General features: G+C 38.1%; 19 protein-coding genes, 3 tRNA genes and 1 pseudogene. 5 read left to right on the forward strand and 18 right to left on the reverse strand.

The window, feature by feature from the left end; genetic code table 11:
- From CDOM16190_RS05055 to CDOM16190_RS05140, 18 genes and pseudogenes are all read right to left on the reverse strand, one after another.
- On the reverse strand, positions 1 to 1,344 hold the full coding sequence (locus CDOM16190_RS05055) for an anaerobic C4-dicarboxylate transporter (RefSeq protein WP_170019148.1): 1,344 nt from the start codon (positions 1,342 to 1,344) through the stop codon (positions 1 to 3).
- Positions 1,345 to 1,422: 78 nt separating this feature from the next.
- Positions 1,423 to 2,823: an aspartate ammonia-lyase gene (locus CDOM16190_RS05060; RefSeq protein WP_170019149.1), complete on the reverse strand. Its 1,401-nt coding sequence runs from the start codon at positions 2,821 to 2,823 to the stop codon at positions 1,423 to 1,425.
- Positions 2,824 to 3,512: 689 nt separating this feature from the next.
- On the reverse strand, positions 3,513 to 3,869 hold the full coding sequence (gene rplS, locus CDOM16190_RS05065) for a 50S ribosomal protein L19 (RefSeq protein WP_169941944.1): 357 nt from the start codon (positions 3,867 to 3,869) through the stop codon (positions 3,513 to 3,515).
- Entirely contained in the window at positions 3,866 to 4,570 is a 705-nt protein-coding gene (gene trmD / locus CDOM16190_RS05070; protein WP_170019178.1) for a tRNA (guanosine(37)-N1)-methyltransferase TrmD, read from the reverse strand. Before trmD ends, rplS begins: the two co-directional genes overlap by 4 nt.
- Positions 4,570 to 5,100, reverse strand: a complete 531-nt coding sequence (rimM, locus tag CDOM16190_RS05075) for a ribosome maturation factor RimM (RefSeq protein ID WP_169973606.1) — start codon at positions 5,098 to 5,100, stop codon at positions 4,570 to 4,572. The genes trmD and rimM overlap by 1 nt, the downstream gene beginning before the upstream one ends.
- Positions 5,090 to 5,335, reverse strand: a complete 246-nt coding sequence (locus CDOM16190_RS05080) for a KH domain-containing protein (protein ID WP_170019150.1) — start codon at positions 5,333 to 5,335, stop codon at positions 5,090 to 5,092. Before CDOM16190_RS05080 ends, rimM begins: the two co-directional genes overlap by 11 nt.
- A gap of 5 nt (positions 5,336 to 5,340) precedes the next feature.
- Positions 5,341 to 5,571 (reverse strand): 30S ribosomal protein S16, encoded by a 231-nt coding sequence (gene rpsP, locus CDOM16190_RS05085; RefSeq protein ID WP_169941939.1) that lies wholly within the window; start codon positions 5,569 to 5,571, stop codon positions 5,341 to 5,343.
- A gap of 73 nt (positions 5,572 to 5,644) precedes the next feature.
- Positions 5,645 to 6,985 carry a signal recognition particle protein gene (ffh, locus tag CDOM16190_RS05090; RefSeq protein WP_170019151.1) on the reverse strand — a complete coding sequence of 447 codons (1,341 nt, stop codon included), beginning with the start codon at positions 6,983 to 6,985 and terminating at the stop codon, positions 5,645 to 5,647.
- 146 nt (positions 6,986 to 7,131) lie between these two features.
- On the reverse strand, positions 7,132 to 7,890 hold the full coding sequence (locus CDOM16190_RS05095; protein ID WP_170019152.1) for an RluA family pseudouridine synthase: 759 nt from the start codon (positions 7,888 to 7,890) through the stop codon (positions 7,132 to 7,134).
- Positions 7,868 to 9,022 carry a lipid IV(A) 3-deoxy-D-manno-octulosonic acid transferase gene (gene waaA / locus CDOM16190_RS05100; protein ID WP_170019153.1) on the reverse strand — a complete coding sequence of 385 codons (1,155 nt, stop codon included), beginning with the start codon at positions 9,020 to 9,022 and terminating at the stop codon, positions 7,868 to 7,870. The genes CDOM16190_RS05095 and waaA overlap by 23 nt, the downstream gene beginning before the upstream one ends.
- A gap of 9 nt (positions 9,023 to 9,031) precedes the next feature.
- Positions 9,032 to 9,544: pseudogene (locus tag CDOM16190_RS05105) on the reverse strand (zinc ribbon domain-containing protein); the annotation flags it as partial.
- Between the two features lie 213 nt (positions 9,545 to 9,757).
- Complete coding sequence (locus CDOM16190_RS05110) at positions 9,758 to 10,486, reverse strand: Nif3-like dinuclear metal center hexameric protein (RefSeq protein WP_170019155.1); 729 nt, start codon at positions 10,484 to 10,486, stop codon at positions 9,758 to 9,760.
- On the reverse strand, positions 10,487 to 11,359 hold the full coding sequence (gene glyQ / locus CDOM16190_RS05115; protein ID WP_170019156.1) for a glycine--tRNA ligase subunit alpha: 873 nt from the start codon (positions 11,357 to 11,359) through the stop codon (positions 10,487 to 10,489). It abuts the gene before it with no gap.
- A gap of 8 nt (positions 11,360 to 11,367) precedes the next feature.
- Positions 11,368 to 11,790 carry a GyrI-like domain-containing protein gene (locus CDOM16190_RS05120; protein ID WP_170019157.1) on the reverse strand — a complete coding sequence of 141 codons (423 nt, stop codon included), beginning with the start codon at positions 11,788 to 11,790 and terminating at the stop codon, positions 11,368 to 11,370.
- Positions 11,790 to 12,260: a DUF3972 domain-containing protein gene (locus tag CDOM16190_RS05125; RefSeq protein WP_170019158.1), complete on the reverse strand. Its 471-nt coding sequence runs from the start codon at positions 12,258 to 12,260 to the stop codon at positions 11,790 to 11,792. The genes CDOM16190_RS05120 and CDOM16190_RS05125 overlap by 1 nt, the downstream gene beginning before the upstream one ends.
- A gap of 11 nt (positions 12,261 to 12,271) precedes the next feature.
- On the reverse strand, positions 12,272 to 12,769 hold the full coding sequence (gene purE, locus CDOM16190_RS05130; protein WP_170019159.1) for a 5-(carboxyamino)imidazole ribonucleotide mutase: 498 nt from the start codon (positions 12,767 to 12,769) through the stop codon (positions 12,272 to 12,274).
- Positions 12,766 to 14,025, reverse strand: coding sequence for a peptidase U32 family protein (locus tag CDOM16190_RS05135; RefSeq protein ID WP_170019160.1), 1,260 nt, complete (start codon positions 14,023 to 14,025; stop codon positions 12,766 to 12,768). The genes purE and CDOM16190_RS05135 overlap by 4 nt, the downstream gene beginning before the upstream one ends.
- On the reverse strand, positions 14,022 to 14,747 hold the full coding sequence (locus CDOM16190_RS05140) for a chemotaxis protein (RefSeq protein ID WP_170019161.1): 726 nt from the start codon (positions 14,745 to 14,747) through the stop codon (positions 14,022 to 14,024). Before CDOM16190_RS05140 ends, CDOM16190_RS05135 begins: the two co-directional genes overlap by 4 nt.
- A 136-nt stretch (positions 14,748 to 14,883) precedes the next feature.
- Here CDOM16190_RS05140 and CDOM16190_RS05145 point away from each other — a divergent pair, with 136 nt between their 5' ends.
- The 5 genes from CDOM16190_RS05145 to CDOM16190_RS05165 all read left to right on the forward strand — a co-directional run bounded on the left by CDOM16190_RS05145 (position 14,884) and on the right by CDOM16190_RS05165 (position 17,548).
- Entirely contained in the window at positions 14,884 to 15,663 is a 780-nt protein-coding gene (locus CDOM16190_RS05145) for a histidinol-phosphatase (RefSeq protein ID WP_170019162.1), read from the forward strand.
- Between the two features lie 88 nt (positions 15,664 to 15,751).
- A complete protein-coding gene (gene glnA / locus CDOM16190_RS05150) occupies positions 15,752 to 17,182 on the forward strand; it encodes a type I glutamate--ammonia ligase (RefSeq protein ID WP_170019163.1) in 1,431 nt (476 codons plus the stop codon).
- Positions 17,183 to 17,302: 120 nt separating this feature from the next.
- Positions 17,303 to 17,378 (forward strand) — tRNA-Lys (locus CDOM16190_RS05155).
- Between the two features lie 5 nt (positions 17,379 to 17,383).
- Positions 17,384 to 17,459, forward strand: a tRNA-Val gene (locus tag CDOM16190_RS05160).
- 12 nt (positions 17,460 to 17,471) lie between these two features.
- A tRNA-Asp gene (locus tag CDOM16190_RS05165) sits at positions 17,472 to 17,548 on the forward strand.
- Positions 17,549 to 17,553: the final 5 nt, after the last annotated feature.

A 17,553-nucleotide genomic window follows, 5' to 3' on the forward strand; every position in this document is an offset into this window, starting at 1 on the left:
TTATAGAAGAACAGGAGCTATTAAAAATCCTAGTGCAACAGAGATCGCAACCATGATTGTACCAGGAATAAAGAATGAATGGTTAAATACAAATTTACCAACTTTTGTAGTTCCTGTATCATCCATCGCGATAGCACCTAGTGTTGTAGGGTATGTAGGTAGAACGAATAGTCCTGAAACAGCTGCAAATGAAGCAACTAGAATCCAAACGTTTTGTGAATTTTCAGGGCTTGTCATACCAAGAGCAACTGCAATAGCAGGCATCATAACACGAGTTGTAGCAGCTTGAGAGTATAGCAAGGAACTTAGGAAGTAAAGCGCCACAGCCAAAATAAATGGATACTGAGTAACCACGTTTTTAGCTACATCTTTAATTCCTTCAAGGTGACCGTTAACAAATGTTGTTCCAAGCCATGCGATACCGATAACGCAGATGATCGCGTTCATACCGCTTTGGAATGTGCTTGTTGAAAGTAGTTTACCTGTATCAACCTTACAAAGTACAACAATCATAAAGCCTATTGTTAGCATAAAGCTGATAATTGCGTTATCTCTTGTTAGGATTGGGTTTTGAATCAGTCCTAAACTTTTTGAAATAAGCAATGCATAAGCAACAACTATTAAAACGCCTATACCAAATATTGCAACAGATTTCTTCGCATATGGTTTAAGCTCTTTATACTCAGCATCTTTAACCTCTTCTACTAGACCTTTTGCAAGTCTCTCTTGGTAGATTGGGTCTTTTGAAAGATCTAAATCGTAAAATTTATTTACAAAGAATGCAGTTGCAAGCATAGCAACAAATGTTGTAGAAACGCATATAAATAGTAGCATCGGATAGCTAACACCAAGTGGCTCGACAACACCTGTCATAGCAACGAAAGCAGCTGAAATCGGGCTGGCAGTAATCGCAACCTGAGATGAAACAACAGAAAGTGCAAGAGGTGCTGAAGGTTTAATATTTTGTCCTTTGGCAACCTCTGTAATAACAGGAAGCATTGAAAAAGCTGTGTGACCTGTTCCTGCAAACATTGTTAGCATATAAGTAACAGTAGGGGCCAAGTAGTTGATTTGCTTTGGATTTTTGCGTAAAATTTTAGATGCAACCTGAACAAGATAGTCAAGACCACCGGCAACTTGCATAGCTGTAATAGCAGATATAACAGAAGCGATGATAAGGACAACATCAATAGGAATACCCTTCATCTCTACCTTCATACCAAGTATCGCTAAAACAACGACACCAAGACCACCTGCGTAGCCAACAGCCATACCACCTAGCTTAACACCTAGGTAGATACCTCCGAATAGGACTATAATCTGTAAAATCAGCATTATATCCATAAAAACTCCTTTATAAAGATTTATTTCAAAACACAAATCTTAAACACGCCAAAATAAATTTGGCGTGTTTAATTAAATTTATTTACCCATATGAGGGTTTAGCATATTTTTAGGCTCTAAAATTTTATCAATTTCTTCTTTGCTTAGATAGCCTCTCTCTAGGCAGATATCTCCAACTGCTCTACCTGTTTGAAGTGCCTCTTTGGCAATGCTTGCAGATTTCTCATATCCGATATAAGGGTTAAATGCTGTAACTATACCAACAGATCCAAGAACTGATTTTAAGCAAGCCTCAGGGTTTGCAGTTAGTTTTCTGATAGCTTTTTCAGCTAGAGTTTTCATAGCGTTTTCTAGGATGAATATAGAGTTAAATAGCGCATAAGCGATTCCTGGCTCAAACGCATTTAGCTCAAATTCACCTCTCTCTGAGCAAAGCATGATTGTTACATCATTGCCGATTACTTCATAGCAAGCCTCTCCAACAACCTCAGCTATAACAGGATTTACCTTACCTGGCATAATTGAGCTTCCTGGTTGCATTTGAGGTAAATTTATCTCACCAAGACCGCATCTTGGACCAGAGTTCATCAAACGAAGGTCGTTTGCTATCTTGCTAAGTCTAACAGCAGCAGTTTTTAGTGCACCACTTACATGAACAAAATCAGCAGTATCTTGAGTAGCAGCTATGAAATCGTCTGCTGGTTTGAAGTTTGCGCCTGTAATTTGGCTTAGAATTTTATGAACAGAAGCTTTGTAGTCTGGGTGGCAGTTAATACCTGTTCCGATAGCTGTTGCGCCCATATTTAGATATGTCATTGACTCTCTAGCAGCTGTGATTTTTTCTATATCGCTTTTAATATAGCTTGCAAATGCATTAAATGTATTTCCAAGTGTTGTAGGAACAGCATCCTCAAGCTCAGTTCTACCCATTTTTATAATATCTTTAAAATCTTTTGCTTTTATTTCAAGTTCTGTTTTAAGAAGCTCCATAGCCTTTAGAAGATCTGTTAGTTTTGCATAAGCGGCTACTTTGATAGAGCTTGGATATGTATCGTTTGTACTTTGACCTAGGTTTGTGTGGTCATTTGGGTGAAGATATTGATATTCACCTTTTTTATGCCCCATACTTTCAAGTGCAATATTTGTAATAACTTCGTTTGAATTCATATTTGTAGAAGTTCCGGCGCCACCTTGAATCATATCAACAACGAATTGATCTTGGAATTCTCCTGCAATCAATCTATCGCAAGCTTTTGCTATAGCGTCGGCTTTAGCGCCATCAAGCACGCCAACTTCTTTATTTGCTAGCGCAGCAGCTTTTTTAATTTGAGCGAAGGCTTTTATAAAATAAGGATAGTCACTAAGTTTTCTTCCGCTCATATGAAAGTTCTCAAGTGCTCTAAAAGTTTGAACACCATAATAAACGTCGTCAGAGATCTCAAGCTCACCTATAAAATCATGTTCTTTTCTAAAACCCATAACGGTCTCCTTTAAAAAAATTTTTATTACTGAAACTATACTACAAATTTCATAATTTTTAAATTAAACTATTAATTTTTTCTTTATTTTTATTTTTAAAAATATTTATAATTATTAGAAAATAAGCTCATTAATATTAGATAAAGCTTTAAAAAGATTAAGTGTGTTTTAGATTAAATATGTATAGAAGATACTATGCTAATAAAATTTTTAAAATTAGCATATTAAAGTATTTTCAGGCAATTGCATTTTAAAAGTATCATTAAAATAAACTTAAAATATAGAACATATTTTATTGAATATTGATAATATTATTAGTATTAATTTAAAATAAAATATTAGTATATTTAAAATAGAAATTTATAATAGTATTAATACAATTTGCGATACGATATCAAAACCTATACATATTCTAATAAAATTATTTCAAAGTAACAAGTAGGTAACTCTACAAAAATGAAATTTTAATTTCAAAAATAATATACAAAGTAACCTTTATAACAGTTAAAATTTAATATTTGCAAATTTTAATGACTGTATAGCATAATCAAATAGTAATTAAGTGAAGTAATAGTTGTGTTGGTATATAAATACTAATTAAATCGATTTATTTTAAATATTGAAATATAGAACATAGGTGAAATTTATAAAAATTTCACCATTTTGTCAAAAAAATAAATAAATAAATTTTACTTTTTAAGCTCTCTAATACGTGCAGATTTACCACGTCTATCGCGTAGATAAAATAGTTTCGCACGTCTTACACGACCGCGTCTTAATACAGTTATACTCTCAAGGCTATCGCTATAAATAGGGAAAATTCTCTCAACACCAACGCTGTTTGCGCCGATCTTTCTGATCATAAATGTTTCGCCTGTTCCACTTCCGCGTCTAGCTATACAAATACCTTCAAAGTTTTGAACTCTAGTTTTATCGCCCTCTTTAATACGAATAGCTACACGAAGTGTGTCGCCGGCACGAAATTCAGGCACAGACTTACTTGCGATTTGAGCATTTTCAAATGCTTCAATATACTTATTTCTCATCTTTTATCCTTCATCAGCGGCTTGTATTTTCGGTATAAATCAGGACGGAAAAACCTAGTTTTGAAGCACGCCATATCATTTTTTAAAGCCCTGATTTTAGCATGATTTCCCTTTAAAAAGTCTGAAACAACATTTAAATTTTCATATGAATTTGGCTTAGTAAAAGCAGGTGCCTCCAAAAGCCCTTGTTCAAAACTCTCTTCACTCAGACTCTCTTCATTGCCTAAAACTCCGGCTATATTTCTAGATATAGCGTCACTCAAGCAAAGCGCGGCTAGCTCGCCGCCAGTAAGTACAAAATCGCCTATGCAAAAAACTTCATCTACATATCTTTCAACAATTCGTTCATCGATACCTTCGTATCTTCCGCAAATAAAGCAAATATGCTCTTTTTTGGCAAGTCTTTTTGCGTCGTTTTGATTAAATTTCTTAGCGGCAGGTGTTAAAAAAACGATATGAGTATTTTGGTTTTTGCTTTTTACAAATTTTATAGCGTCCTCAAGCGGTTGAGCACTCATAAGAAGTCCCGCTCCACCGCCTATCATATATTCATCAACTTTTTTATGTTTATCTTTGCTAAATTCTCTTAGATTTATAAACTCTAGTTTTATTAATTCTTCACTAGTTGCACGACCTAAAATTGAGTCCGTAAAATAAGGCTTCATCAAATTTTCAAAAAGCGTGATAAAAGTGAATTTGATCATGAATTTTTTAAGATTAAAAGAGCGTTTTTGGTGTAAATTATCTTGTTTTCTATATCTATTTTTTCTATGTAGGCGTTTATATAAGGGATGTAAAAATTATTAGCAAGTCCTTTTTGCACAAGCTCTTCATCTGTTTTTATATAAAAAAGATGATTTGCGCTCGCATCTTCTATATCTTCAACTACTCCTAAAATTTGCTCGTTTTCACAAATTTTACAACCTAAAATATCAAAGTAAAAAAACTCATCTTTTTTTAGCTTACAGGTTTGCCTAGTAAGTTCCTTGGTTGTGTATATCGTGCTATTTGTGAGAGTTTTAGCCAAATCAACATCTTCAAAATCATAAAAAAGGATAGAGCTATTTGCACTATTGAAGCTTTTTACAACTAGCTCATTACCGTCTTTATCTATAAATTTCGCGTCTTTTTTAAATTGCTTAGGGAAATCGCTCTTATCATGAAGCTTAAGAAATCCTTTTAAGCCGACGCTTTTACCGAGTATGCCGACTTCTACAAGATCACTCTTCAAGAGGCTTTACCGTAACCCTATATGAGGTCGCATCTTTTGCTTTGCAACCTATTATTACAGTTTTTATAGCATTTATCATTCTGCCGTCTTTTCCTATAAGCTTGCCGGTATCTAGCTTATCGGCATAGACTATCACTTCGGCGAAATTCTCTCCCAACTCCACTCTTTCGACTTTTACTTTGTCAGGAAAATCTGCTATAAGTTTTGCGTATTCGCGTAAAAAATCTTCAACCATTGTTATTATTTGCTAGTTATTTTTGCAACTCTATCGCTAAGTTGTGCACCAACACCCTTCCAATAAGCAAGGCGCTCAGCATCAAATTTAACTACTTCAGGCTCAACCATTGGATTATAGTATCCTATAGACTCTATCCAGCCGCCATCTCTTCTTTTTCTGCTGTCTGTTACAACTATACGATAAAATGGTCTTTTCTTACGTCCCATTCTTGTTAGTCTTACTACTGTTGCCATATCTTGTTTCTCCTTCTAAATTTTAAATAAGGCTTAAATTTAGGCACAATTATACCCAAATTTAAGCCCATTTTTAACTAGGGCGATTTATCTTAGCTTGAGAGAGTAAATTTCCAAGTCCTCTCATGCCGTCTTTTCCTGAAAATTTTTTAGCGATTTTTGAAGCGTTTGTAAATTGCTTAAGAAATCTATTAACCTCAACCTGACTAAGACCCGCGCCTTGCGCCAAACGTCTTTTTCTGCTATTGTTTAAAAGATCGGGGTTTTCACGCTCTTTTAAAGTCATAGAATTTATCATGGCTCTTATATGAATTATCTCTTTTGAGTTATCCAAATCTATATCTTTTATCTGGTTTGCCACACCTGAAAGACCAGGGATCATGCCTATGAGCGACTTCATATTTCCAAGCTTTTTAACACTTTCCATCTGCTCTAAAAAGTCGTTAAAGTTAAACTGACCTTTTTTTATCTTTTTATTAAGTCTTTTTGCCTCTTTCTCATCAATAATAGCGCTTGTTTTTTCAGCCAAAGTCGCCAAGTCTCCCTCACCCATAATCCTGCTTACTATGCGATCAGGTATAAAGCTCTCCAAATCAGCTGTTTTTTCGCCAATTCCAACGAATCTAAGCGGTATATTTAGCTGCTTTGCTATTCCTATAGCGACACCACCTTTGCTATCTGAGTCAAATTTAGATAGCACTACGCCTGTTATCGCCAAAGCATCATTAAATCCTGCTGCGGATTTTATACCGTCCTGCCCGCTCATCGCATCGGCAACATAGAAAATTTCATGCGGATTAAGCTCTGCTTTTATACTTTTTATCTCGCTCATCAAAGCTTCATCTATAGCCAGACGTCCCGCGGTATCAACCAAAAGCACGTCATAAAGTCCGTTTTTTGCCTTTTCAAGCGCCGCTTTAGCTACTTTTATAGGGTTTGTTTCGTTTTCTATACTAAAAAGCTCTATCTCGTTAGCTTCGCAAAGTTGGCGAAGCTGTTCAACGGCTGCAAGCCTTTGAAGGTCACAGGCCGCCACTAAAACTTTCTTTTTTCTAAGTTTTAGATAGCTTGCAAGCTTTACGGTCGTAGTTGTCTTACCGCTACCTTGAAGTCCCGCCATCAAAACCACGGTTGGAGCTACAGGCGCATAGACAAATCCTTGATTTCCAGGAGCCGTTAAAATTTTAGTCAAATTTGATTTTATAGAGTCCAAAAACTGCTTTTGCCCTATACTGCTTTGTTTCAAATCAGCCTCAATCAGCGCCAGCAAATCTTTAGTAACTTTGTGATGAACGTCGGCTTTTAAAAGAGCCTTTTTAAGCACATCAAGAGCGTTTTTTAACGCTTTTTCATCATCAACAAATCTGATTTTACTAACAGCCAAACGAAAAGATTCACTGATTTGTTCAAACACAACTTTACCTTTTTTAATTTTATTTACAAGCCAAATGCGGCTTTTGGCTCATTTTAAGCACTCAAAAATGCCTAAAATTTTGCCTGTTTATAATCAATTTAAATACATAAGGGACGCATTTTACTAAATTTTAGCTTTATCACTCTTTAAACTTCAAAATTCTTGCTTATCTCAAAGCCAAAATCATTAAAATCGCTTCCCAAATTCGCCCTGAATTTATATCCTAAAATTTCTATTTTATACGCATGCAAATACATTCGCTTTGATCTGTTTTTAGCGTATTTTTCATCGCCTACTATACCAAATCCGATATGATTTAGATGCACTCTTATCTGATGCGTTCTGCCCGTTGGGATTTCAACTTTTACTAAGCTTTTTTTGCCTGCAACCATGACTGGTGAGATTATAGAAACGGCCTCTTTTCCGTCTTTTGAAATTTTTGAATACGCTCCACCTTTGTTTTTAAGCGTGATGATGGGCTCATCAACTCTTACATCTTCGCTTAAAATTCCTTTTACCATCGCGATATACTCTTTTTTTACACGGTGACGCTTGAATTCCTCGATAGCCTTTTTTTGAAATTCCTCATTTTTAACGAGCAAAAGCACTCCGCTAGTCTCCTTATCAAGACGGTGCAAAAGCGGAAATTTATAGATTTGACTTACTTTTTCGGATGTTAAAAAAGCGGGCTTATTTATAGCGATTAAATTTTCATCCTCAAATATCACGCTAGGCTTTGGCATGCTTTGCACGCTAAATTTGGTAGTCACACTCATCATCGCTCTTGCAACTACGATTTTTTGCCCTCTAGCGCTTACCAGTCCGCTATCTATGAGCTCTTTTGCCTCATTGTTTGAAATTCCCTCTTGCAAAGCAAGCAGTTTATACGCTTTTTCCTCTTTCACAACTATCCTTAATATCTTTTATGATCTCGTCCGCGCTTCCAAGCGACTTGATCTTGCTCTTTTTTAACTCTTTTTTAAGTAGCTCGCCAAGATCTTCAGTCTTAGCAAATACCACATCACTAACCTGCTCAAAAAGAGCCTTTTGGTTAAATACAAACTCGCCCGTAATTATACTATTTTCAAACTGAGCCGCCTCGATCGGATTATGTCCGCCAACATTTGGCACGAAACTACCCCCAAGTATCACGATATCTGATATCGCATATATATTTACAAGCTCGCCCATAGTATCAACTAGCACGCATTTGGCGCTAAAATTTTTAGCACTTGAAAATCTCTCAAAACCAAAGCCATGCTTACTAGCAAATTTAGACAAAATTTCGCCGGCCTCATCAAACCTCTCAGGATGTCGAGGCGCCAATATAAGCTTGTCATCTTCGCTTAAATTTATATGATTTAACAGTAGCTCTTCTTCGCTTTTATGTGTGCTTGCAAGCACTATCACGCGTTCATTTGGCTTGGTATAATTTTTACCAACGGCAGGCAAAAAGGCTGATTTAATATTGCCATTTATCACGACATTTCTTGCGCCAAGGCTAACTAGCCTCTTTTTATCAAGCTCGCTTTGTGCATAAACTTTGTCGATAAATTTAAAAATTTCTTTATAAAAAAAGCCAAATTTCAAGTATCTCTTATAGCTTCTATCCGAAATTCTAGCATTTATCAAAATCACTCTTGAACCTTTAAATTTAGCCCAAAATACAAGCATAGGCCAAAGCTCGGCTTCAAAGATAACTAAAATTTTAGACTTTCTAAGCCAAAACGGGATAAAAATTTCAAACGGCAAAAACCTTGTGTTTGGCGTTATCTTTTTAGCCTCGTCAAATCCTGTTTTTGTTATCACGCTTACGGCGATACTCTCAAATTTCTTTAAAAGCGGCGCAATAGAGCGAATTTCGCCAAACGAGCAAGCATGAAAATGGATGTCCGCTTCATCAAATTTGGGATTGTTAAAAAGAAAAAATCTAGCAGGAATCGACTTGCGATATTTTGATTTAAAAGAGGCTAAAAGAAGTGGCAAAACCCCGATCAAAAAGGCGATCAGGGCTAAAATATAATAGATGATTATCAAATTTCAGGGCTATTCAGCCGTCTCTTTATATAAAATTCTTCCGCAATGTGGGCAAGTAACAACATCTTCGCCCTTTATAACAGCAGAATAAGTTTTATCATTTATCTGCATGAAACAGCCATAGCAAGCTTGTTTTTTTACAGGCACTACCGCAGTGTTGTGCGCCCATTTGCGAATTTTCTCATAGAACGTAAGAATTTTTTGATTCATCTCGCCGATTAATTTATCTTTTTTCGCATAAATTTCAGCTCTTTCTTTCTCTATAGCGCCCACTTCTTGAGCGATGTCTGCTTCTATCTTTTCTAAATTTGCGGCAACTTCCGCACCTTTTGCTTCAAGCTCGGCTTTTAGATCGTTTTTGCTTGCGATTATCTTTTCAAGCCTTTCTATCTCTTCATTTGCCGCTTCAAGCTGCTCTCTGGCAAGCTCATCTTCAAGCTGAAGAGCCTTGATCTCTTTTTCAGTTTTTGCTGCTGAGCTTTTCTTTGATACATCTTTGATCTTGGCAGAAAATTCAGCGATATGAGCGTTGGTTTGTGATTTTTGAGATTTTAACTCGGCCACGGCTTCATCAATATTTGAAATTTGCTCAGCAATGCCTGCTTGCTCATCTTTTGTCGCTCTTAAAACACGCTCGACTTTTTCTAGTCTAGGTCCAAATCCGTCAATCTCTTTATCGATTTGGGAAAGATCGACAAGCTGCTCTAAATATTTATTCATAACTTTCCTTTTTGTTTAGCGGTATACAAATGGGTTTTTTGAGTTAGTTATTATAATGAAAACTCCCAAATTTTGCAAATATTTTGCTAAGGATTCCCCAAAATAGCGCTCTGTTTCAAAATGCCCTATGTCTATCAAATTTAGTCCGTTCATCTTGGCTTCAAGCGCTTGATGATATTTAAAGTCCCCGCTCAAAAATGCGTCGGCTTTAACTTTTGATATCAGATCTCCGCCGCTTCCAGTGCAAAGTGCAAGACGGCGAATTCTATTTTCGCTAGTAGTTTTTGCAACTCTTAAAGTTTGCAGGCTAAATTTATCCTTTATAAAATCACAAAGCTCATCAAAGCTGAAATTCACATCCATATAAAGCAAAAATTCATCTTTTTCATACTCTTTAAAGCCCAAAATTTCGCTTGCTACATATTCGTTTAGATGGCTTAAATCGTAATTCGTATGAAGGCTTATTAATGAAATTTCTTTTTTTATCATCTGCGTTATGAGTGAGCTTGGATAAAGGCTTGAATTTATGCTTTTTAACCCTTTAAATATCAGCGGATGATGTGTAATAATAAGCGAATTTAGTTTAACTTCGCTCAAAAGCTCAAAATCAATATCAAGGCTTAGATAAATTTGACTCACTTCATCATGAGGTGAGCCGATTATAAGTCCGCTATTATCCCAGCTCTCTTGGTTTTCAAACGGGCTTAGTTCGTTTAGAAATTTATAAATTTCAGCTATTTTCATTTACGAATTCGCCTCTTGCTCATCTATGCTAGCCTTGTAAGTTAGCGCGCACTCTTTAGCTAGCTCGCGAATTTTCAGGATATAATCTTGTCTTTGAGTTACTGAAATCGCTCCACGCGCATCAAGCACGTTAAAAGTATGCGCCGCAAGCATACAATAATCATAAGCAGGAAGCGAAATTTTAGCCTCTAAGCAGTTTTTGCACTCGTTAAAGGCGTTTTCAAACTGATTAAAAAGCATCTTCGTATCGGCAACTTCGAAGTTATATTTACTCCACTCATACTCGCCTTGCTTATGCACATCGCCGTAAGTTACGACATTGCCGCCATTATCGTCCCAAACGATGTCATATACGCTATCAACATCCTGCAGATACATAGCAAGGCGTTCAAGCCCGTAGGTTATCTCGGCACTTACTAGATCGCAAGTGATGCCGCCTACCTGCTGAAAATACGTAAACTGCGTTACCTCCATACCGTCAAGCCAAACTTCCCAACCAAGCCCCCATGCGCCAAGTGTTGGACTCTCCCAGTTATCCTCGACGAAGCGGATATCGTGCTTTTTAAGATCAAAACCAAGTTTTTCAAGACTTTTTAAATAAAGCTCTTGGATGTTTTCAGGACTTGGTTTGATTAAGACTTGAAATTGATAGTACGCTCCTAAGCGGTTTGGATTCTCTCCGTATCTACCGTCGGTCGGACGGCGAGACGGCGCTACATAAGCTGTCGCCCAAGGCTTTTTGCCAAGGCTTCTTAAAAATGTCGCTTGATGGTATGTTCCTGCACCTGCGGGCATATCGTATGGCTGAAGTATCACACAGCCAAGCTCTTGCCAGTAGTTTTGCAGTGTTAAAATAATTTGTGAAAATGTCATTTTTATCCTTACTTTATAGATACATAAATTTCTATTTTGTCTTTTAAATACTTTTCAAAGTCCGTCGTGTAGGCTCTTTTTAAATTTGAGTTTTCAAAAAACTCCCAAATTTCACGCCAGAGCTCTATCACGGCTTTCTCGTCGGCGCCTTCTTTGCTAAATACGGCATATTTGCCAGCTTTTATGGTAGCTTTTTCATAAACTCCGCGCGGCGAGCCTTTAGTGCCTACAAGCAAAGAGTAAGAGCCGTTTACGTCGCTTTCATACTCATGATAAACGGCATAAATTTCATCTGTTCCGTTATAGCCGGAGTTTAAAAATTCTCTCCATAAATTAGCTATTTTACCGCCGCCGTTCATCTCGCTAGCGTTATCTGTGCGAATTTTTAGTCCGCAAATTTCAAAGCTTTCTTTTAACCCTATTATTTGCACTAACTATCCTTGAAATTTTCTACAGCCTTATTCCACATGAGCTTATATTTACGCTTTAAGAACTCAATCTCTTCATTAGCCTTTTTAAGCTGCTCGCTAAGCGTATCTATCGTCTTTCTATCCTCATCGTAAAGCTCTTGCATCGAATAAAGCGCCTCTTTTAAAAATTTATTCTCATTTCTTAAAGCCTCAAGCGTTTCATCCTTAGCATCAAGAACCTTTTCGTGCAAATTTAAGATAGTGCCTATCGTCTTTTCAACGAAGCTAAATCCCTCGCTTGGCTTGCTTGTTATGCTTAAATTCGCACTTACGCTTGGAACTACGCTCATCGTGCCTTCGTTTGCCTCTATGTAAATTTTGCCGTCTTGCTCTTTTGTATTTAGCACTCCGCGCTTTATCATGCCTTCTATCACTTCACGATCCAAATGCACAAGCTTGCAAAATTCATCGATGCTTAAATAAGTCTGCATTTTTGCTCCTTTTACGCGAGTAAGACCTCCACTTTTTTCGAGTCTTCCTCGACCGCTTTTGCTTTAGCGTCTCTATCGGCTCTTAATCTCTCATCAAGCGAGCTATCGTTAAGCGCTAAAATTTGAAGCGCAAGATAGGCCGCATTTACGGCTCCGGCTTTACCGATAGCGACTGTTCCTACAGGCATGCCTGCAGGCATTTGTACGGTTGAGTAAAGAGCATCAACGCCGCTTAGCGAGCTTCCACCCATCGGTATACCGATAACGGGGCGAGTTGTATTTGCAGCGATCGCTCCTGCTAAGTGAGCCGCCATGCCTGCAGCTGCTATAAATACTTGAGCCCCCCTGCTTTCTGCGCTTGATACATATTCGCTGGTTCTCTTTGGGCTTCTGTGAGCTGAAGAGATGATAAGCTCGTAACTTACCTCAAATTTCTCTAAAACTTTTGCCGCTTCGTTTACTATCTCGTAATCGCTCTTGCTTCCCATTATAATCGAAACAAATTTCATCTTATCTCCTCTCTTAAAAAGCTAAATTTGGGCAGCTTCACACCCAAATTTACCTCGTTTTCATTTCCGCTGTGAATTTCGCTCATCTCTTTGCCTTTTTTCGTGATGAGCTTCTTAAATTCTATAAATTTCTTACCATCTTTAGCATAAATTTTACAAATTTCATTATCCGCTTCGCTTACGTCTTTGCCGATTGGCATTACAAGCTCGTAAGGTCTGTTTAAAACTATCTTAAATTTGCACTTAAAGAACTCTCCGTCCTCACTTATGGCATTTACCTGATGAGTGCCCTCTTCTAGGCTACTGAAGTGATTTTGAGTGCTCGGTCTTTCAAATGGTCTATGCACTAAGTATCCATCGGTAAAGCCGCGATTTTTAAGCGTATTTAGCTCCGCGTCATAAATTTGCGCGTCAAATTTACCCGCCATAGCGTCATCTATCGCCATTTTATAAGCTCTTGCTGTGCAAGCTGCGTAGTATTCGCTTTTGGTGCGTCCTTCTATCTTAAAGCTATCAACCACGCCTGATTTTATGATATCTTCTATGTGAGCGGCGAGCTTTAAATCCTTTGAATTCATGATGTGCGTGCCGTTTTCATCCTCTTCAAGGCGAAATAGCACTCCGCTCTCATCGTTTTTGGCGTAAAGCTCGTATTTAAAGCGACAGTCGTTCGCGCAGCTTCCGCGATTTGCCATTCGACCGCTTTGAACAGAGCTTACCAAACAGCGCCCCGAATAGGCAAAACACATGGAGCCGTGCACGAAAATTTCGATATCGAGCGTAGGAATCGCCTCTTTTATCTTGATCACGTCTTTTAAATTCATCTCGCGCGCTACAACTATACGCTTTGCGCCCATGTCGTGATAAATTTTAGCGTCCAAGAAATTTAGCACGTTTGCCTGAGTAGAGAGATGGACCTCTATATCGGGCGCTATCTCTTTAGCCAGGCTCATAACGCCCGGAGTTGCGATGATAAAAGCATCCGGCTTCATCGCTGAAATCGTCTTTAAATGGCGCTTTAAAGGCTCTATTTGCGAGTTAAAAGGAAAGGCATTGACGGTAGCGTAAAATTTCTTGCCCTTTGAATGAGTATAATCTATCGCCTCTTCAAAGGTTTGCAAGTTAAATTCTCTAGCCGAGCGGGTTCTAAGCGAGAAACTGGCTACACTTGCATATACGGCGTCCGCTCCGTATTCAAGCGCGATTTTTAACTTGGTTAAATTTCCTGCCGGACTTAGTAGCTCAGGTTTTTTCACTTCTTGCCCAAACTTTCGATCAAGGCTTCGATATCATCATTACTTACCAAATTTTCAGTAGTCGTATCGCCCGCGATATGTACCGCAGATCCTACGCGCTTTTCATCATCGATCTTGCCCTCAAACAAGCTGCTCATATACTTGCTAAGTGCACGCATAACGTTTATAACGCGCTCTATCTTTTGGCGGTGGATATCTTGATACTGCATCATATCCATAGTCATCATCACTTCATCTTCACCCATTTGGATATTTCCAAGCACGTCCTCAGCGCTATTTTTAAGCTCGTTGTTTTTATCAAGAGCATCTTTAAAGGCGGCTACGTTAGGAAATTTAGCATTTAGCTTCGTAAAAATTTCTATGTTGCTTTCAAGCCCTTTGATGATAGCGTTACAACCGCTTTCGGCATCCATAAAAAAGTTATTGATCGCATCAAGCTTATCAAACATCTGAGTAGCCTTCTCTTCGCTATCTTTTGTGACATCGTCAAGCTGATGAACCATCTTGTGATCGTCAGTCGGCGGAGGCGGAGGCCAAGCTACGTTTGCCGATACTCGATATTCACTATAAACTTCTGTATCGCCCAAACTCTTTTCTTCAACTATAGGTTCATTTTTTTTCTCTTCGCTTGATTTTAAAGAAGGCTCATCATCCTTTGTCTCTTCTTCATCAAGTCCGTCAAGTCCGCCTGCCATAAGGGCGTCTAACTCTTCTTGCGTCATAACAACTCCTAATCCAAATTTCGCAAGATTATATTAAAATTTAACGAAATATTAGTTTAAACAAAAAAATTGCCTTTAAATTTAATAAACTTTTGATAGCATTTTGATTGCTATTTATAAAGTAAAAGGAAATTTAATGAAGGTTGATCTACATAACCACACTCCGCTTTGCAAACACGCAGTAGATGAGCCGCGGGAGTACGTTTTGGCGGCGATTGATTCAGGAGCTTCTTATTTTGGATTTTCAGATCACGCTCCGATGAAATTTGACGAAGCTTACAGAATGGGCTTTGACGAGATGGAAATTTATGAAAAAGAAGTGCTTGCTCTTAAGGACGAATTTAAAGACGAAATCGAAATTTTGCTCGGATATGAGGTTGATTTTTTAGATGGCTTTATGGACGAGCGAGTGCTAAATAGAAAAGTTGATTATCTAATCGGCTCGGTGCACTTTATAAACGGCTGGGGCTTTGACAATCCCGAATTCATAGGCGAATACAAAAATAAAGACATAGATAAAATTTGGGAGGATTATTTTTACTGCATAAGTGCGCTTGCAAGAAGCGGCAAATTTGACATCGTGGGACATCTTGATCTTATAAAGGTATTTAAATTTCTTCCGAAAAAAGACGTAAGAACGATAGCTAAAGACGCTCTAGGCGCCATTAAAAAGGCAAATTTAGTAGTTGAAATTAACGCCGCAGGGTTTAGAAAGCCGGTATCTGAACAATATCCGTCAAATCTGCTTCTTGAAGAGCTTGTAAATTTAGACATCGCCATAACTTTTGGCTCTGATGCGCACGCAAAAGATCAGGTTGGACTAAACGGGCAAAAATGCGAAGATATCGCTAAGAAATTCGGCTTTAGCAAATGCGCTTGCTTTAAAAGCAGAGATAAATTTATGGTTGAATTTTAAAACGGGTGAAATATTAATATAAAAACAAACTTAAACATTAAAAAATGTGGTAAAATTACGAGATTTAAATCCAAGGAGATATAATACAATGGGAAAATTTGTGAGGAGTGTCGATCACTTTTTTGAATTTTGCAAAGAAAACGAGGTTAAATTTATAGATTTTAGATACACCGACATAAACGGCGCATGGCACAGTCTAACTTATAATGTAAAGGCGGTTGAAAAAGATCATTTTATCAACGGAATTCCTTTTGACGCGAGCTCTACAGGTGGCTGGCAACCTATCGATAAATCGGATATGATTTTAAAGCCTGAAGCAGAAAGTGCGTTTTTAGATCCATTTACGGCAGATATTACCGCTGTGGTATTTTGTGATGTATTCGATATTTACAAAGATCAAATGTATGAAAAATGTCCGCGCTCGATAGCCAAAAAGGCTATGGCTTATGTAAAAGAAAGTGGCATGGGAGATGTGGCGTATTTTGGTCCAGAGAATGAATTTTTCGTATTTGATAACGTTAAAATAATAGATCAACCAAACTGCGCGATGTTTGAAGTGGACACTGAAGAAGGAGTCTGGAACGATGCAAGAGACTTTAAAGATAGCTACAATACAGGTCATCGTCCTCGCACAAAAGGCGGATATCTAGCCACTCAGCCGACAGATAGCATGGTTGATCTGCGTGCGGAGATGGTTCAAGTGCTTGAGCAAGTGGGTCTTGAAACCTTTGTCGTGCATCACGAAGTGGCTCAAGGACAAGGCGAGATAGGCGTGAAATTTGGCACTTTGGTTGAAGCTGCCGACAACGTGCAAATTTACAAATACGTCGTTAAAATGGTTGCTCACCTAAACGGAAAAACCGCTACATTTATGCCAAAACCTCTATATGGGGATAACGGAAGCGGCATGCATGTGCATCAATCAGTCTGGAAAGACGGCAAAAATTTATTCTACGGCAAGGGAAATTACGCGAATTTGAGTGATTTTGCACGCTGGTATATCGGTGGAATTTTACATCACGCAAGAAGCGTTGCAGCATTTACAAACCCGAGCACAAACAGCTATAAGCGCTTGATTCCTGGATTTGAAGCACCTTCGATACTAACCTATTCAAGCCAAAACCGCTCGGCTTCTGTTAGAATTCCTTACGGTTCTGGTGAGAAATCAGTAAGAGCGGAAATTCGCTTCCCTGATAGCACAGCAAATCCATATCTGGCATTTTCAGCTATGCTTATGGCGGGACTTGACGGAGTAAAAAATAAATTTGAGCCCGTTGGACCTATGGATGAAAATTTATTTAAACTACATCTTGACGAAATTCGCGAAAGAGGTATAGAACAACTACCTCACACTCTAAGAGGAAGCCTTGAAGCTCTAATTCGCGACAATGAATATTTAAGCCCTATTATGACAGATATATTTATAGATGCATTTCAGCACTATAAATTTGAGACGCAAGTCTGGCCTTATGAGGCTCGCCCTACGGCTTATGAGTTTAAAACTTGCTATTCTTGCTAAAACAAGGGGTGATTCCCTTGTTTCAATTTATAAATTTTAGTGTGTTTTTCGATATTTCTTCGTATATTCTTGACAAATAAGTTCTTTTTGCGTATAATCACACTTCATTTTCAAAAAATTGTCTTGTTAGCTCAGCAGGTAGAGCATTTCACTTTTAATGAAGGGGTCGCTGGTTCGAGTCCAGCACAGGACACCATTTTTGGTCGCTTAGCTCAGTTGGTAGAGCGCCACCCTTACAAGGTGGATGTCATAAGTTCGAGTCTTATAGCGACCACCATTTATCTTGGTTGCGGCGGTAGTTCAGTTGGTTAGAATATCGGCCTGTCACGCCGGAGGTCGCGGGTTCGAGCCCCGTCCGCCGCGCCATTTTT

The sequence above is a fragment of the Campylobacter sp. RM16190 genome, from assembly GCF_012978835.1.
Taxonomy (GTDB): Bacteria; Campylobacterota; Campylobacteria; order Campylobacterales; family Campylobacteraceae; genus Campylobacter_A.

Excerpts from the sequence above, each read along its gene's own strand:
- CDOM16190_RS05055 (WP_170019148.1), bottom strand. The coding sequence starts at position 1,344 with ATGGATATAATGCTGATTTTACAGATTATAGTCCTATTCGGAGGTATC.
- CDOM16190_RS05060 (WP_170019149.1), bottom strand. The coding sequence starts at position 2,823 with ATGGGTTTTAGAAAAGAACATGATTTTATAGGTGAGCTTGAGATCTCT.
- rplS (WP_169941944.1), bottom strand. The coding sequence starts at position 3,869 with ATGAGAAATAAGTATATTGAAGCATTTGAAAATGCTCAAATCGCAAGT.
- CDOM16190_RS05080 (WP_170019150.1), bottom strand. The coding sequence starts at position 5,335 with ATGGTTGAAGATTTTTTACGCGAATACGCAAAACTTATAGCAGATTTT.
- rpsP (WP_169941939.1), bottom strand. The coding sequence starts at position 5,571 with ATGGCAACAGTAGTAAGACTAACAAGAATGGGACGTAAGAAAAGACCA.
- CDOM16190_RS05110 (WP_170019155.1), bottom strand. The coding sequence starts at position 10,486 with ATGAAAATAGCTGAAATTTATAAATTTCTAAACGAACTAAGCCCGTTT.
- glyQ (WP_170019156.1), bottom strand. The coding sequence starts at position 11,359 with ATGACATTTTCACAAATTATTTTAACACTGCAAAACTACTGGCAAGAG.
- CDOM16190_RS05125 (WP_170019158.1), bottom strand. The coding sequence starts at position 12,260 with ATGCAGACTTATTTAAGCATCGATGAATTTTGCAAGCTTGTGCATTTG.
- purE (WP_170019159.1), bottom strand. The coding sequence starts at position 12,769 with ATGAAATTTGTTTCGATTATAATGGGAAGCAAGAGCGATTACGAGATA.
- CDOM16190_RS05140 (WP_170019161.1), bottom strand. The coding sequence starts at position 14,747 with ATGACGCAAGAAGAGTTAGACGCCCTTATGGCAGGCGGACTTGACGGA.
- CDOM16190_RS05145 (WP_170019162.1), top strand. The coding sequence starts at position 14,884 with ATGAAGGTTGATCTACATAACCACACTCCGCTTTGCAAACACGCAGTA.
- glnA (WP_170019163.1), top strand. The coding sequence starts at position 15,752 with ATGGGAAAATTTGTGAGGAGTGTCGATCACTTTTTTGAATTTTGCAAA.